At 33.0% G+C, this 13,976-nt stretch carries 12 protein-coding genes; 7 read left to right on the forward strand and 5 right to left on the reverse strand.

Going from position 1 to position 13,976, the window contains the following annotated elements:
* Window positions 1–46: 46 nt before the first annotated feature.
* Complete coding sequence (locus tag RM520_RS09040) at window positions 47–715, forward strand: hypothetical protein (RefSeq protein ID WP_311385383.1); 669 nt, start codon at window positions 47–49, stop codon at window positions 713–715.
* Window positions 716–728: 13 nt separating this feature from the next.
* Here RM520_RS09040 and glyA read toward each other — a convergent pair whose 3' ends face one another.
* Window positions 729–2,000, reverse strand: a complete 1,272-nt coding sequence (glyA, locus tag RM520_RS09045) for a serine hydroxymethyltransferase (protein ID WP_311387786.1) — start codon at window positions 1,998–2,000, stop codon at window positions 729–731.
* Between the two features lie 235 nt (window positions 2,001–2,235).
* Here glyA and RM520_RS09050 point away from each other — a divergent pair, with 235 nt between their 5' ends.
* On the forward strand, window positions 2,236–3,420 hold the full coding sequence (locus RM520_RS09050) for a hypothetical protein (protein WP_311385385.1): 1,185 nt from the start codon (window positions 2,236–2,238) through the stop codon (window positions 3,418–3,420).
* 36 nt (window positions 3,421–3,456) lie between these two features.
* On the opposite strand, the gene ytxJ is transcribed toward RM520_RS09050, so the two are convergent.
* The gene (gene ytxJ / locus RM520_RS09055; RefSeq protein ID WP_311385386.1) at window positions 3,457–3,849 is read right to left on the reverse strand and encodes a bacillithiol system redox-active protein YtxJ; all 393 of its coding nucleotides are present in this window, start codon (window positions 3,847–3,849) and stop codon (window positions 3,457–3,459) included.
* A 144-nt stretch (window positions 3,850–3,993) separates the two neighbouring features.
* Between ytxJ and clpB the strand changes: the two genes are divergently transcribed.
* Both clpB and RM520_RS09065 read left to right on the forward strand, forming a co-directional pair.
* The gene (gene clpB / locus RM520_RS09060; protein WP_311387787.1) at window positions 3,994–6,594 is read left to right on the forward strand and encodes an ATP-dependent chaperone ClpB; all 2,601 of its coding nucleotides are present in this window, start codon (window positions 3,994–3,996) and stop codon (window positions 6,592–6,594) included.
* Window positions 6,595–6,707: 113 nt separating this feature from the next.
* Entirely contained in the window at window positions 6,708–7,304 is a 597-nt protein-coding gene (locus tag RM520_RS09065; RefSeq protein WP_311387788.1) for a TetR/AcrR family transcriptional regulator, read from the forward strand.
* Here the strand turns inward: RM520_RS09065 and RM520_RS09070 are convergent, their stop codons facing one another.
* A complete protein-coding gene (locus RM520_RS09070) occupies window positions 7,305–8,726 on the reverse strand; it encodes a PorP/SprF family type IX secretion system membrane protein (RefSeq protein WP_311387789.1) in 1,422 nt (473 codons plus the stop codon).
* Between the two features lie 58 nt (window positions 8,727–8,784).
* Here RM520_RS09070 and RM520_RS09075 point away from each other — a divergent pair, with 58 nt between their 5' ends.
* The gene (locus RM520_RS09075; protein ID WP_311385390.1) at window positions 8,785–9,336 is read left to right on the forward strand and encodes a SixA phosphatase family protein; all 552 of its coding nucleotides are present in this window, start codon (window positions 8,785–8,787) and stop codon (window positions 9,334–9,336) included.
* On the opposite strand, the gene RM520_RS09080 is transcribed toward RM520_RS09075, so the two are convergent.
* Window positions 9,333–10,079 (reverse strand): DUF6503 family protein, encoded by a 747-nt coding sequence (locus RM520_RS09080; RefSeq protein ID WP_311385391.1) that lies wholly within the window; start codon window positions 10,077–10,079, stop codon window positions 9,333–9,335. The two genes, RM520_RS09075 and RM520_RS09080, sit on opposite strands and share 4 nt — an antisense overlap.
* Window positions 10,080–10,155: 76 nt before the next feature.
* On the opposite strand from RM520_RS09080, the gene smpB reads away from it, so the two are divergent.
* Together smpB and RM520_RS09090 are read left to right on the forward strand one after the other, a co-directional pair.
* The gene (smpB, locus tag RM520_RS09085; RefSeq protein ID WP_311385392.1) at window positions 10,156–10,617 is read left to right on the forward strand and encodes an SsrA-binding protein SmpB; all 462 of its coding nucleotides are present in this window, start codon (window positions 10,156–10,158) and stop codon (window positions 10,615–10,617) included.
* A gap of 221 nt (window positions 10,618–10,838) precedes the next feature.
* On the forward strand, window positions 10,839–13,304 hold the full coding sequence (locus tag RM520_RS09090) for a DUF5686 and carboxypeptidase regulatory-like domain-containing protein (RefSeq protein WP_311387790.1): 2,466 nt from the start codon (window positions 10,839–10,841) through the stop codon (window positions 13,302–13,304).
* Here RM520_RS09090 and RM520_RS09095 read toward each other — a convergent pair.
* A complete protein-coding gene (locus RM520_RS09095; protein WP_311385394.1) occupies window positions 13,301–13,942 on the reverse strand; it encodes a protein-L-isoaspartate(D-aspartate) O-methyltransferase in 642 nt (213 codons plus the stop codon). The two genes, RM520_RS09090 and RM520_RS09095, sit on opposite strands and share 4 nt — an antisense overlap.
* Window positions 13,943–13,976 lie beyond the last annotated feature (34 nt).

Genomic DNA, 13,976 nt, shown 5'->3' on the forward strand with positions numbered 1-13,976 from the left:
TTCATTTTCATTCTAACTTCGAGTAACTAATGTTTAGAACCATTTTATGTCAGACCAAAACCAAAACAATCAACATCCATTTCAGCAACGAAAAGAGCTAAATGGTTTACTTGGACTTCGTACTTTTAAAAATCATTTGGAGCGTGATTTTTTTGCCGACGCAACCATCCAAGAAATTACACTTGAGAATGAACAAGTTGATTTAATAGTTGAACTTAATTGCAACTTTAGTCTAACTGAAAGTCTATTTTATCTTAATAATGGAAATTGGGGTAGTTTTTATACTTCAAAAGCAAATCAGTCTGAAGCGTCGCCTTTTCAAACCGCCCTTTTTAATTTATCTGAAGAGAATCAGGTTAACATTGACATTGCTGAGCTTACTATCAATTTAAAAGATACTTCCATTATTGTGACCAAAATATTTACAAATAGTATTCCTGATGAATTGGGTACCATTTTATGCTCTATTAGTGAAAATTTTGTCCATTTTACAAAGGGTCTATCAGAAATGCCTTATGAAATTTTTGTTCCAGTTTTTGAAGAACAAGAAAATGAACCAAGTGCACTTCAAGACGTAAAAAGCACTAAAAAATCTAAAACGGACTATTTTGATTTCTGGGGACTCTATTTTGAATCTTCACCAGATTCATCAATTTATGATCTTAAAAACAAAACAATAATTGATGAAAGTGATTTTTTCCTTTTAAATCAATAAGTAAAGAAGCCTTTTAATTAAATAACGGCCGTTCCCCCATTAATACATTTACTTTTTCCTTCACTTTTGTAATAGTACTCTCGTTTTCTGAGTTCATTATAATTTCATCAATATAATCAACAATAACTGACATATCTGACTCAACAAGACCTCTTGTTGTGATAGCTGGCGTGCCAAAACGAATACCGGAAGTTATAAACGGAGATTGCGTATCAAATGGCACCATGTTTTTGTTAGCGGTGATATCTGCCATTTCAAGAACCTTCTCGGCATCTTTTCCTGTAATATTTTTATTTCTAAGGTCTATAAGCATCATATGATTATCGGTGCCACCAGAGATTACTTTATAATCTTTATCCATAAATGCTTTTGCCATTGCAGCTGCATTTTTCTTTACTTGAATCATATAATGTAAAAAGTCGTCTGACAGTGCCTCACCAAAGGCAACCGCTTTAGCCGCTATAATGTGTTCTAAAGGTCCACCTTGGTTACCAGGAAAAACAGCTAAATCTAACAAAGCAGACATTTTTCTTAGCTTACCATTTTTTAATCGAATCCCGAAAGGGTTCTCAAAATTCTCTCCCATAAGTATCAAGCCACCACGCGGCCCTCGCAATGTTTTATGAGTTGTGGTTGTTACTATATGGCAATGCGGTATAGGGTCATTTAAAATACCTTTAGCGATCAAACCAGATGGATGTGAAATATCTGCCAATAAAAGAGCATTAACACTATCCGCTATTTCTCTAAATCTTTTAAAATCCATATCGCGAGAATAAGCTGATGCACCTGCAATGATTAATTTGGGTTGCACCTTTTCTGCTATTTCTTGAATTTTATCATAATTCAAAGTTCCTGTTTCTTCATCAACTCCATAAAACACAGGATTATACAACCTACCAGAAAAATTGACTGGTGAACCATGTGTTAAATGACCTCCATGAGCCAAATCAAAACCCAAAATCGTATCACCAGGCTTAAGACATGCATGATAAACAGATGCATTAGCTTGTGAACCAGAATGGGGTTGTACATTAGCATAGGCTGCTCCAAATAATTCTTTGGCTCTATCAATAGCAAGTTGCTCAACTTCATCAACGACTTCGCACCCACCATAATATCTTTTACCAGGATAACCTTCAGCATATTTATTAGTAAGGACGGAACCAGCAGCTTCCATTACTTGTGGACTAGTAAAATTCTCAGAAGCAATTAGTTCAATACCTTCTGTCTGTCGTTGTTTTTCTTTTTGAATAAGGTCAAAAATTAGCGTATCTCTTTGCATTTTCACTATAAATTAAGACGCAAAAATACAAATTGAAAAGCGCAATTATATACTTATAAATACATTATTCGGTCATTTTATTAAATAAAAATCAACAATTAAAAAACCTAGCAAAGTCACTATAAATCAATTAATTAAGAACATTTATACTAGTTTTTATTCTTTTTCGTTAATCAAAATAAGGTTTTTGGCACGGCAATTGAAAACCTACTATAAAACCATAAAATCAAAAGCCATGAAAAAATTATTACTTATTAGTATTGCATTTGTACTGGCAGCCTGCGGTGGTGCCAAGAAAACTCAAGAGGCTATTAATAGCGGTAATTATACCACTGCCATAAATAAAGCCCTTAAAGAGCTTAAAAACAATAAAACAAAAAAGGGAAATCAAAAATTTGTTCTAATGCTAGAAGAGGCATTTGATAAGAATACCACAAGGGAACTTGAAAAAATTACTTTTTTAGAAAAAGAAGGCAATCCTGCTAATCTTGAAAAAGTGTATAATGGCTATCTACAATTAAAAGATATTCAAGGTAGAATCGGTTCTTTACTGCCTTTACCTATTTATGAAGAAAATAGAGAAGCTAATTTTAAGATGAATAATTATGATACCAAGATTTTAAATACAAAATCTTCCTTATCAGAATATTTATATGCCAATGCAACAGATTTACTTGAGAATGCTTCCAACAAGTTAGATTATAGACAAGCCTATGACGAATTAAAATACCTTAATGATATTAATCCTGGGTATTTTGATACAGCCAAGAAAATGGATGAAGCCTATCAAAAAGGCCTAGATTATGTGAAGGTGGAAGTCACAAACGATACAGAACAAATAATTCCAAAGAGATTAGAAGAAGAACTATTAGATTTTAATACTTATGGTATTAATAACTTTTGGGCAACTTTTCATTCCAGTCCAATGGAAAATGTAGCATACGATTATGCTCTTGAACTTGATTTTAATCAAATCAATATTTCACCTGAACAAGTAAATGAAACTCAAATAATCAAAGAAAAATTAATCAAAGATGGTTTTGAGTATGTACTTGATGATAATGGAAATGTCGCGAAAGATAGTTTAGGTAACGATATTAAAGTTGATAAATTCAAAAAAGTAACTTGTGATTTTTACAGATTTACACAATTGAAGACAGCTCAAATTGGGGCCAAAGTCAATTTTAAAGATTTACAGAGTGGGCAAGTTGTTAATTCATATCCTTTATCAAGTGAGTTTATATTTGAACATATCTATGCCAATTACCAAGGAGATAGAAGAGCATTAGATAATAGTCTAGTTGCATTGTTGGATTTGGCAGCCGTTCCATTCCCATCCAATGAACAAATGGTTTATGATGCTGGTGAAGATTTAAAAGCCCGATTAAAAGATATTGTGCGAAGGAATAACTTCAATTAAAATAGGAAAAAGCCCAGATATTATCTGGGCTTTTTTTTATATATATTGTTCTAATTGTACTTCAGAAATTGCTCCATGTGAGGTGTGAAATACCGTAACACCATTTTTTATAATTAATAATTGAGGTGATTGGTGAAGAACCTGAAAGTGAATCCCTGTTTCATTTGATACATCTCGATTTGCAAGCAAGTCCAAAAAATAGATATCCATTTGATTACTAGCTATATCATATTTATCTGTAAACATATTAAGTACCATTCTACTGATACCACATGAAGTGGAATGTTTAAATATAACCTGAGTTTTCGTTGCAGATTTCTGTTCTATTTCTTTAAGCTGTTCTACAGAGTTTAAAGGAATCCAAGGGAGACTTTTCTTCTCTTTTTTCATTTCTGAGCTCTTCCCGAATAAATCATTAAATATTCCCATAGTACAAATTTACGGGATATGTCGAACAATTCCTCAATACTTACAAAACTGACGAAATGTCTTTAAAAATCAGCCCTTTAGCGACATTTTGACTGATTCAATTATCTGGTAAGATTATTGAAAATAACATTTAAAATAATTGAAATGAACTTTAATAATTTTACTATAAAATCACAAGAAGCCCTTCAACAGGCGCAACAAATTGCGCATGGTTATGGCCATCAACAAATTGAAAATGAGCATCTTTTTAAGGCCATTAACGAGGTTGATGAAAACGTTCTTCCATTTCTTTTAAAAAAGCTCAATGTAAACACTCAATTACTAAATAAAGTTTTAGATAATGAGCTGCTAAGTTTTTCAAAAGTATCAGGCACAGATATTATGCTCTCCAGAGAGGCTTCAAAAACATTGACTGAAGCAAATACATTTGCAAAGAAAATGGGAGACGAATTTGTTTCCATAGAACATTTATTACTAGCAATTTTAAAATCTAACAGCAAGATTGCTCAAATTTTAAAAGATAATAGTGTTACTGAAAAAGATTTACAGACCGCGATTGAAGAGCTTAGAAAAGGAAATAAGGTCACTTCGCAAAGTGTCGAAGAAACTTATAACTCATTAGGGAAGTATGCAAAAAATCTAAATGATTTAGCAGATTCTGGAAAGTTAGACCCTGTCATTGGTCGTGATGAAGAAATTAGAAGGATTCTACAGATTCTATCTCGTAGAACCAAAAACAACCCCATGTTAGTAGGAGAGCCAGGCGTCGGTAAAACGGCTATTGCTGAGGGTTTAGCGCATCGAATAGTTCAAGGAGATATCCCCGAAAATCTGAAAGAGAAAATCATATACTCATTAGATATGGGAGCCTTAATTGCAGGTGCTAAATACAAAGGAGAATTTGAAGAGCGGCTTAAAGCTGTTATTAAAGAGGTAACCTCTTCCGATGGAGATATTGTTTTGTTTATTGATGAAATTCATACGCTCGTTGGTGCGGGTGGTGGACAGGGAGCAATGGATGCGGCCAACATACTTAAACCTGCGTTGGCGCGTGGTGAACTAAGAGCGATAGGCGCCACTACGCTAGATGAGTATCAAAAGTACTTTGAAAAAGATAAAGCCCTAGAGAGGCGCTTTCAGAAAGTGATTGTAGATGAGCCTGATACCGAGAGTGCTATTTCAATACTTCGAGGTATCAAAGATAAGTATGAGGCTCACCATAAAGTGAGAATAAAGGATGAAGCAATTATTTCAGCCGTTGAGCTTTCACAGCGCTACATTACTAATAGGTTTTTACCAGATAAAGCCATAGACTTAATTGACGAGGCTGCTTCAAAGTTACGTATGGAAATCAATTCTAAACCTGAAGAATTAGATGTTTTAGACAGAAAAATAATGCAGTTAGAAATTGAAATTGAAGCCATAAAACGTGAGAATGATACTCAAAAGGTAAAGACTTTAAATCTTGAACTGGCGAATATTAAGGAAGAGCGTAATGAAATATTTGCCAAATGGGAAAGTGAAAAATCAGTAGTTGACAATATACAAAAAACTAAACAAGATATTGAAAATTACAAACTTGAAGCTGAAAAGGCCGAACGTAACGGTGACTACGGCAAAGTAGCCGAATTACGATATGGAAAAATTAAAGATGCTCAAGAGTCCCTTGAAGTTTTAAACAAAGAACTTCAAGAGCAACAAAAGAGAACGACTCTAATTAAAGAAGAAGTAACTAATGAAGATATTGCAGAAGTTGTAGCCAAATGGACGGGAATACCGGTAACCAAAATGCTCCAAAGTGAGCGTCAAAAATTATTACAATTGGAGGAAGTTTTACATAAAAGGGTAGTTGGTCAAGAAGAAGCTATTGAAGCTGTTTCTGATGCTATTAGAAGAAGTAGAACTGGTCTACAAGATTCTAAAAAACCCATTGGTTCATTTTTATTCTTGGGCACAACCGGAGTAGGTAAAACAGAACTTGCAAAAACCTTAGCGGCGTATTTGTTTGATGATGAAAATGCTATGACCAGAATCGATATGAGTGAATATCAAGAACGACATTCAGTAAGTAGATTAGTAGGAGCACCCCCTGGATATGTTGGTTATGATGAGGGCGGGCAATTAACAGAAGCTGTACGTCGTAGACCATATTCTGTAATTTTGTTGGACGAAATTGAAAAAGCTCACCCAGATACCTTTAATATTCTATTACAAGTATTAGATGAAGGAAGGCTTACAGACAACAAAGGAAGAATAGCTGATTTTAAAAACTCGATTATTATTATGACAAGTAATATGGGCAGTCATGTTATTCAAGATCAGTTTGAAAAAAACTCAAATTTGGAGTCAGCGACTGAAACGGCAAAAATTGAAGTCATGACATTATTGAAAAAAATGGTTCGTCCAGAGTTTGTGAATAGAATTGATGACATCATTATGTTTACACCGCTGGACAAGTCCAATATCATGGAGATAGTTCAATTACAACTTGAACAACTTAAAAAGTTATTACTGAACCAGCACATAACATTAGACGCCACGGAAGAGGCTATTAATCATCTAGCTTATAAGGGCTATGACCCTCAATACGGAGCTAGACCGATTAAACGTATCATTCAAAAAGAGGTGCTAAATAAATTATCAAAAGAACTTTTATCTGGTAATATAAAAAATGAAAGTATCATATTATTAGATTCCTTTGATGAAGCATTAGTCTTTCGAAATCAGAAAGAAATGTCAGAATAAAATCAATAAATAGCGAGTAGAAAAAGAGGTGATTATAATTAATGCCTCTTTTTTTTCGATATACCATACAGTATAATTTTTTTCTATATTAGCTGTATCCAATCTGAACTATTATGTCTACCAAAGCTGAAAGAACTACTAAATATATCGTAGAAACAGTTGCTCCAATTTTTAACAAACATGGCTATGTGGGCACAAGTATGAGCCACCTGACTGAAGCGACCGGCCTAACAAAAGGAGCTATTTACGGTAATTTTGAAAATAAAGAAGCTTTGGCCTTAGCTTCTTTTGAGCACAACAGAAATATTCTACTTCTAAAAATTGAAGAGCTTTTGGCTATAAAGGGCAATGCCTTAGACAAAATTCATTCTCTAATTAGTTTTTATAGACAATATGATGTTTTTACTCTTTCCATGGGTGGTTGTCCAATTTTAAATATAGGGGTTGATGCCCAGCATAATAATACTTTATTAGCAGCAGCCAACAAAGAGACTATAAAGGAAATTGAAGGGAAAATTGCACTGGTTATAGAAAACGGAATTAATTCAAATGAACTAAAAATAGCTGTTCCGCCACTACAATTCGCAAAACAGTTATATACTATTTTACAAGGTGCTGTTGCTATGGGAACAATGACTCGTGACAGAAAATACTTAATGAATACTATGGCCTATTTAGAGCAACTCGTAGACCGTGAAATAAAAAAATAATTATTCTCCTCTTACTCTAAAAATCCAAAGTGCTTCGCTGTATCTTCCATTAAAATTGCTATCTCTAGCTGCTCGAGCTTCTTCTATAGTATCAAATCTTTCTAAGTAAACATAATTGTATCCATTTAAACTTCTTAAGAATGATTTAGGTTTTAAACCTTGTGCTTGCAAAGTAGTCATGAAGTTTTCAAAATATTTTTGAGTACCAAAGACATTTGCAATTAAATAAAAGCCGGGTTCAAGGCCGTCTGAGGTTACTACTTCTTCATATTTTTCGTTAGGTTGTATTTCAACCTCTTGTTCTCTTTGAACTCTAGCAATACTATCTAGTCGATTTTGTTCTTTAACCGCCGCAAGTTCAATCTCTCGAGCTTTATTTAGCGAATCTTGCCTAGCCTCAGCTATTAGTCTTTCTTTTTCTAAACGTTGACGCTCACGTTCCTCTTGTGCGAGTCTTCTGCGCTCTTCAACTTCATCCATACGTTCCTCAACAGATTTCTTTTCTTTTTTCTCCTTTGCGGCAAAAGTCTGTTTTCCAAAATAATATGAAGCAACAATTTCAAACGTGGGATCCTCAGCGCTAATCGTATTATCTAATCCGAATTCAACGAGGGCTCCGATTGAAAATTTTTCAAAAAGTGTAGCCCCTGCCCCACCAGAAACTCCATAAAAACTATTATACCCGCCTTGAACCCAAAATTTAGGGTTAGAGAATAAAGCGGTTAAACCGTATTGAGTATCTTCATTTGGTACGGCTCTAACATAAGCCAAGGGTCTCAAATAACTTACCTCGTCAAGCAAAAAAATAGGAAATCTATTACCTATAGAAGCAGAAAAAATTCTTGATGTCTCACCCCTTTCGTTATCTGAAAAATTATAGTCTAATGCATTTTCAATAGTCATGGCCATATCAAAATCTTTAACCTGAATTCGAAGACCAGGGGCAAATTCTGCAACAAAACTATTTTCTGTGGAAAGCTGGGCAATATCTACTTGATCACCGTTAATTAAACGATCATCCGCTAACTTTTGATTGTAGAAATTAATATTTGTTCCAAAAATTAAATTGGACTCCTCTCCAAGTGAAATAGCATAAGCATAGTTTAAAATACCTCCAGTATTTAAAAATAAACCCGTGTTATGTTGAAAAAAACCAATCCCTGCTGAAGATTGGGCGTCAATTTTTTGAGTATAATTAACGAATAGTGTGGTGGGGTCTGCATCCACAGTTTGCCATTGCCAACGCGACCATAATGATAAAGATCTAGGCTGATTTCTATCAAAAGAGAATGTAGGATTGAACAAACTCGAATTGAATTGAGTCAAGTTATGCTGTCTTAAGTCATCAGGTAAACTACTTTCTTGTGCAAAAGAATAAATAGTGAAAAGAAAGATGATTACGATTTTGAGAAACCTACCCATGGAACTAATTGAAAATTTAGTGCTATTTTTAACTTAATTCAATTTTTTAAATATGACTATGAATAGCCCTTCAGCAAAAATAAATTACGTAAAATATTTGAGTTGTTTACTACTTCTAGTGGGATTTTTAAGCTGTAAACAAGAGGCTAAAGATAAAGAAATTAGTAAAGAACCAATAGTATCTACTTTTTATTTAATTAGGCATGCAGAAAAAGACACTAGTAACCCCAACAATGTAGATCCTGAATTAATTCAGGATGGGCTTGATCGCGCTATCAGATGGGCTGAAGTATTTGATCCTATTTCTTTAGACGCAATTTATTCTACCAATTACGAACGAACCCTAATGACAGCTGCGCCCACATCTGTTAAAAAGAATATAGATGTCCAATATTATGACCCAAGAGACATTGATATTCAAGCCCTAATGGCTGACAATGAAGGCAAAAGTGTTTTAATAGTAGGTCATAGTAATACAACTCCAAATTTGACAAATCAGCTTTTAGGTTATGAAAAATATGAAGGAATGGAAGAAGATGATAACGCCAGCTTATTTATTGTAAGAATAATCGATAGTACTGCCACAGACATTCGATTAAAAATAAACTAGTTCAAAGCTTCAACTCGTATATTTTTCAATTCAATTTTTGAAAGCAATTCTAATGATTCAGTATTGAACAAACTGTCTATTTCAAAAATATCAACAACCTTGTTATTGGCCTTGTAGTTTTTGTAATCCACAAATCTAATTTTGTTGATATACCTTTCATTATAAGCTTCTCTGAAACGAATTCCTCCACCATCAACATGAAATTCATAGGCTAGAAAATCAGGTTTTAAGGTAATCTTATTTACCCAATATATGTATACATCATCAAAATCTTCACCTCCATCATTCTGATTGAATGTAACCTTTATTTTATAATAATTGTTACCATTTATCATCACCTCACCTATTAGTTCCTTATTGACTGCCGAATCATTTAAGCCATATGGTAAACGTGCAAAATAGTGAACAGAATTAACGGAATTAGCATATCTATTTGAAATAGAATCTGAAAGAATTAATAAACTATCATTAAAAAAACGTTGAAAACTATTATGCGCTTTAATATCAGTGATTACCAAAGAGTCCGTGGTAGTAATCCTCTTTAATAATTTTTTTCCATCAATTTGGTCGGAAATGTAATGTATATCTCTAAAGTCAAACGAAACAGTACTATTCTTATAATGGATACCTCCACTAACTTCAATAGTTTTATCAATAATCTGCTGTGCATCTAATTCTTTCTTATTCGCTTTTTTACATGAGCTCACCAATAGTATTAAAAGAATCAAGAATGTCTTTTTCATTATAATAGTTTTAACCATAATCGTAAAAAGCTATAAATCATTACATTTTTAGCAATTAAACTTATTTTTGCACTCGATGCAGAAAAATATCAACATAAAAAATAAGCGCGCCAAGTTCGATTATGAAATCTTGGATAAATATACAGCAGGAATTGTTCTGGGCGGCACTGAAATTAAATCAATAAGACTTGGTAAAGCCTCAATATCTCAAAGTTTTTGCGAATTCAACGAGGCTGGTGAACTATTTGTAATAAATATGCAAATTGATGAATACACCTATGGTGGGCATTACAATCATCAACCCAAGGCACAAAGAAAACTCTTACTTAATAAAAGAGAGCTGAAAAAACTACAAAAAGAAGTTACTGCTTCCGGTTTGACAATAGTTCCGTTAAATCTTTTTTTAAATGAAAGAGGGCTAGCTAAAATTAATGTTGGCCTTGCTAAAGGAAAGAAAAACTATGATAAAAGAGAATCAATTAAAGACCGTGATAACAAACGAGATTTATCACGTATAAAAAAGAACTTCAATACTTAGTTTTTCAATTGATCTTACTTTGCCTAATTCCTTCATTGAAGTTAACTTCAATTAGCATACACATTTGTATTCTTAAATGTATCTATGACTATAAAGCGACTAAGATGAATGACAACTAACTTCATCAAATATTAAAAATTCCCAATTTTCTACATATTTAACAAAGAGACAACATTTATAAAAAGAGAATTTAGTTAATCTTGGATTTAATAAAACTATTCATGAAAGTTAAACTACTCTTTTGTTTTATTTTTTTTATGGTATTTCAATACCATCTTTTCTCTCAAATTAAAGGAAAAGTAACGGATAAAGATGGTACTCCATTACCATTTGTTAACATCTATTTTGAAGGAACAATCAATGGCACCACTACAAATGATAATGGGATTTATGAATTAGAATTAAACGATTCTCTTGATGTTACTATTGTTTACAAATATCTTGGATATACAACTAAAAAAATAACTCCATCTATAGCTCAACTACCTTTTATCTTAGATGTTGTTCTTCAAGAAGAAACATTACAACTTAATGAGGTCGCTGTTACTGCTAAAGAAAATCCGGCAATTAGAGTAATTAAGAATGCGATTAAGCAACGAGCAGAAAACCGAAAGAAACTTGAAGATTTTACAGCTGATTTTTACTCTAAAGGGTTGATTCGCATTAAAGATGCTCCAAAGAAGATTTTAGGCCAAGATTTAGGGGATTATGGTGGTGGCTTAGATTCAACTCGTTCAGGTATTATTTATTTGTCAGAGACAATTTCTAAAATTGCTAAATCTAAAAATGAATTTAAAGAAAAGATTGTTGCTTCAAAAGTTAGTGGTGATGATAATGGCTTTAGTTTTAATAATGCTTCGGATGTGAACTTTTCGTTTTATGGCAATACCGTTGAGTTTGGCAACCAACTTATTTCCCCTATCGCTGATAATGCTTTTAACTATTATCGCTATCGCCTTATTGGAACTTTTTACGACGATCATAATAATTTAATTAATCAAATTAAGGTTATCCCTAAAAGGTCAAAAGACCGTGTTTTTACAGGTGATATTTACATTGTAGAAAATAAGTGGTCAATTTATGCGGCCGATTTTAAAGTAACGGGGCTTCAAACTCAAATATTACCTGCAGACACCATTTCTTTAACACAAGACTTTATTTATTCAAAGGTTGATGACACTTATTTAAAAGTACTTCAAAGCATTGATTTTCAGTATGGAATATTTGGTTTTAAAGGAAATGGTCGTTTTACCGCAGGGTATAAAAACTATAAACTTAATCCTGAATTTGAAAAAAAGGATTTCACAAATGAAGTACTCTCCTTTGCCGATAATGCAAATAAAAAAGATTCTCTTTATTGGAATAAGGTACGCGCGGTGCCGCTTACATTAGAAGAACAGAATGATTATCAAATAAAAGACAGTTTGGAGGTTATAAGAAAATCTCAAAAATATTTAGACTCAGTTGATGCCGTTGGTAATAAATTAAATTTGGGCTCATTATTATTTGGCTACACCTACAGTAACACTTTTAAAGAAAAGTTCTTTACCCTAACCACACCATTCGCTAACACACAATTTAATACAGTACAAGGGTGGAATGGAGGTTTTGGTTTTGATTATTTAAAATTAAATAAAGAAAAAGGAACTCGACTAAACCTTGCAACCTCTTTCAATTATGGTCTTTCGGAAAAACGATTTAGGCCTAAGGGTTCCTTATCATATCGTTTTAATAATTTCTCAAGGCCATTTTTGAGTTTTAGTGCAGGTAGTGAAGCCAAACAATTTAATAACACCAACCCTATTACACCATTTGGCAATACCTTTGTTTCTCTTCTTTTTGAAAAAAACTTTGCAAAATTCTACGAACGTAATTTTTCAGAAGTATTTTACTCTCAAGAGATTACTAATGGTATCTACGCTTTCTTAAACTTAGGTTTCGAAGATAGACAAGCTTTATTCAATACTACAGACTATGTCTTATTTGGTAGTGACAACAGTGAGTATACCTCAAATAATCCTTTAAACCCAGACGACTTTGAGAATTCTGCTGTCGAAGCTCATAATATTTTTAAGTTCTCATTTACAACCAGAATTCGGTTTAATCAAAAATATTTGAATTACCCCGATGGAAAATTTAATTATTCAGAAGATAGGTATCCGACTTTATTGTTAGGCTATGAAAAGGGGTTTGCTAGCAATACCTCTTCAAATAATTTTGATCAATTCAAAATTAGACTTTATCAAAATTTTGATGTTGCCAATAAAGGGCGATTTGCTTATAATTTTCGTGCGGGGACCTTTTTAAATGGGGAAAATATATCATTTATTGATTATCAACATTTTAATGGAAATAGAACAAGAATTACAAGAGGCAATTATTTAAACTCGTTTTTTTTGTTACCCTATTATAATTTTAGCACAAACAAAAACTATTTTGAAGGACATTTAGAACATAACTTTAAAGGCTTTATAATGCAAAAAATACCGTTGTTAAATAAGCTTAACGCTCACCTCATTCTAAGTGGTAAAATACTAGCAACAACTGCAAACCAACCTTATTCAGAATTTGGAATTGCATTAGGTAATTTAGGTTGGAATAAATTTAGATTTTTAAGATTTGGATATGTTCAAAGGCATTTTAACGGAATTACTGAAAATGGAATTAATGTAGGCTTACAATTTTAATTTTTATTCTCTAATAAAGGCACAAATCTAAAATTTCCCAATTCCTTTTTTTCAAATTCCTTTTCAGATTTTCTAATAAAGAGGGTCATTATTTGATCTTCTATTCCAACTGGGATTACCAACCTACCTCCAATACTTAGCTGAGCTAAAAGAGGTTTAGGTACCTCAGGTGCACCTGCTGTTACGATAATCCGTTCAAAAGGAGCTTCGTCTGGCAAACCCTTATAGCCATCACCAAACACAAGCTTTCTTGGTCTGTAGCCCATCTTTCCAAAGAACAATTTTGTTTTTTTGAATAACTCTTGTTGACGCTCGATGGTGTAAACCTTTGTCCTTAAAGTCAATAACACTGCTGTCTGATAACCACTTCCTGTGCCAATCTCTAATATTTTTTGACCTGGTGAAACCTGTAATAATTCTGTTTGAAAGGCAACTGTATAGGGCTGAGAAATTGTTTGATCCGCACCAATAGGAAAAGCTTTGTCTTGATAAGCATGTGCTTCAAAACTACTATCTAAAAATAGGTGCCTTGGTACTTCGCGAATAGCATCTAATACTTTTTCATCGATTATACCTTTGTTTGCGAGCACTTCTGCTAAGTTATTTCGCATTCCCCTATGTTTTATTGTATCTCGCATAATTTAGTTTGGCTTACTAAATTAAAAAGTTCTT

Origin of the sequence: Croceitalea vernalis, assembly GCF_031846405.1 — a bacterium.
GTDB classification, from domain to species: domain Bacteria; phylum Bacteroidota; class Bacteroidia; order Flavobacteriales; family Flavobacteriaceae; genus Croceitalea; species Croceitalea vernalis.

Excerpts from the sequence above, each read along its gene's own strand:
- RM520_RS09040 (WP_311385383.1), top strand. The coding sequence starts at position 47 with ATGTCAGACCAAAACCAAAACAATCAACATCCATTTCAGCAACGAAAA.
- glyA (WP_311387786.1), bottom strand. The coding sequence starts at position 2,000 with ATGCAAAGAGATACGCTAATTTTTGACCTTATTCAAAAAGAAAAACAA.
- RM520_RS09050 (WP_311385385.1), top strand. The coding sequence starts at position 2,236 with ATGAAAAAATTATTACTTATTAGTATTGCATTTGTACTGGCAGCCTGC.
- ytxJ (WP_311385386.1), bottom strand. The coding sequence starts at position 3,849 with ATGGGAATATTTAATGATTTATTCGGGAAGAGCTCAGAAATGAAAAAA.
- clpB (WP_311387787.1), top strand. The coding sequence starts at position 3,994 with ATGAACTTTAATAATTTTACTATAAAATCACAAGAAGCCCTTCAACAG.
- RM520_RS09065 (WP_311387788.1), top strand. The coding sequence starts at position 6,708 with ATGTCTACCAAAGCTGAAAGAACTACTAAATATATCGTAGAAACAGTT.
- RM520_RS09070 (WP_311387789.1), bottom strand. The coding sequence starts at position 8,726 with ATGGGTAGGTTTCTCAAAATCGTAATCATCTTTCTTTTCACTATTTAT.
- RM520_RS09075 (WP_311385390.1), top strand. The coding sequence starts at position 8,785 with ATGAATAGCCCTTCAGCAAAAATAAATTACGTAAAATATTTGAGTTGT.
- RM520_RS09080 (WP_311385391.1), bottom strand. The coding sequence starts at position 10,079 with ATGAAAAAGACATTCTTGATTCTTTTAATACTATTGGTGAGCTCATGT.
- smpB (WP_311385392.1), top strand. The coding sequence starts at position 10,156 with ATGCAGAAAAATATCAACATAAAAAATAAGCGCGCCAAGTTCGATTAT.
- RM520_RS09090 (WP_311387790.1), top strand. The coding sequence starts at position 10,839 with ATGAAAGTTAAACTACTCTTTTGTTTTATTTTTTTTATGGTATTTCAA.
- RM520_RS09095 (WP_311385394.1), bottom strand. The coding sequence starts at position 13,942 with ATGCGAGATACAATAAAACATAGGGGAATGCGAAATAACTTAGCAGAA.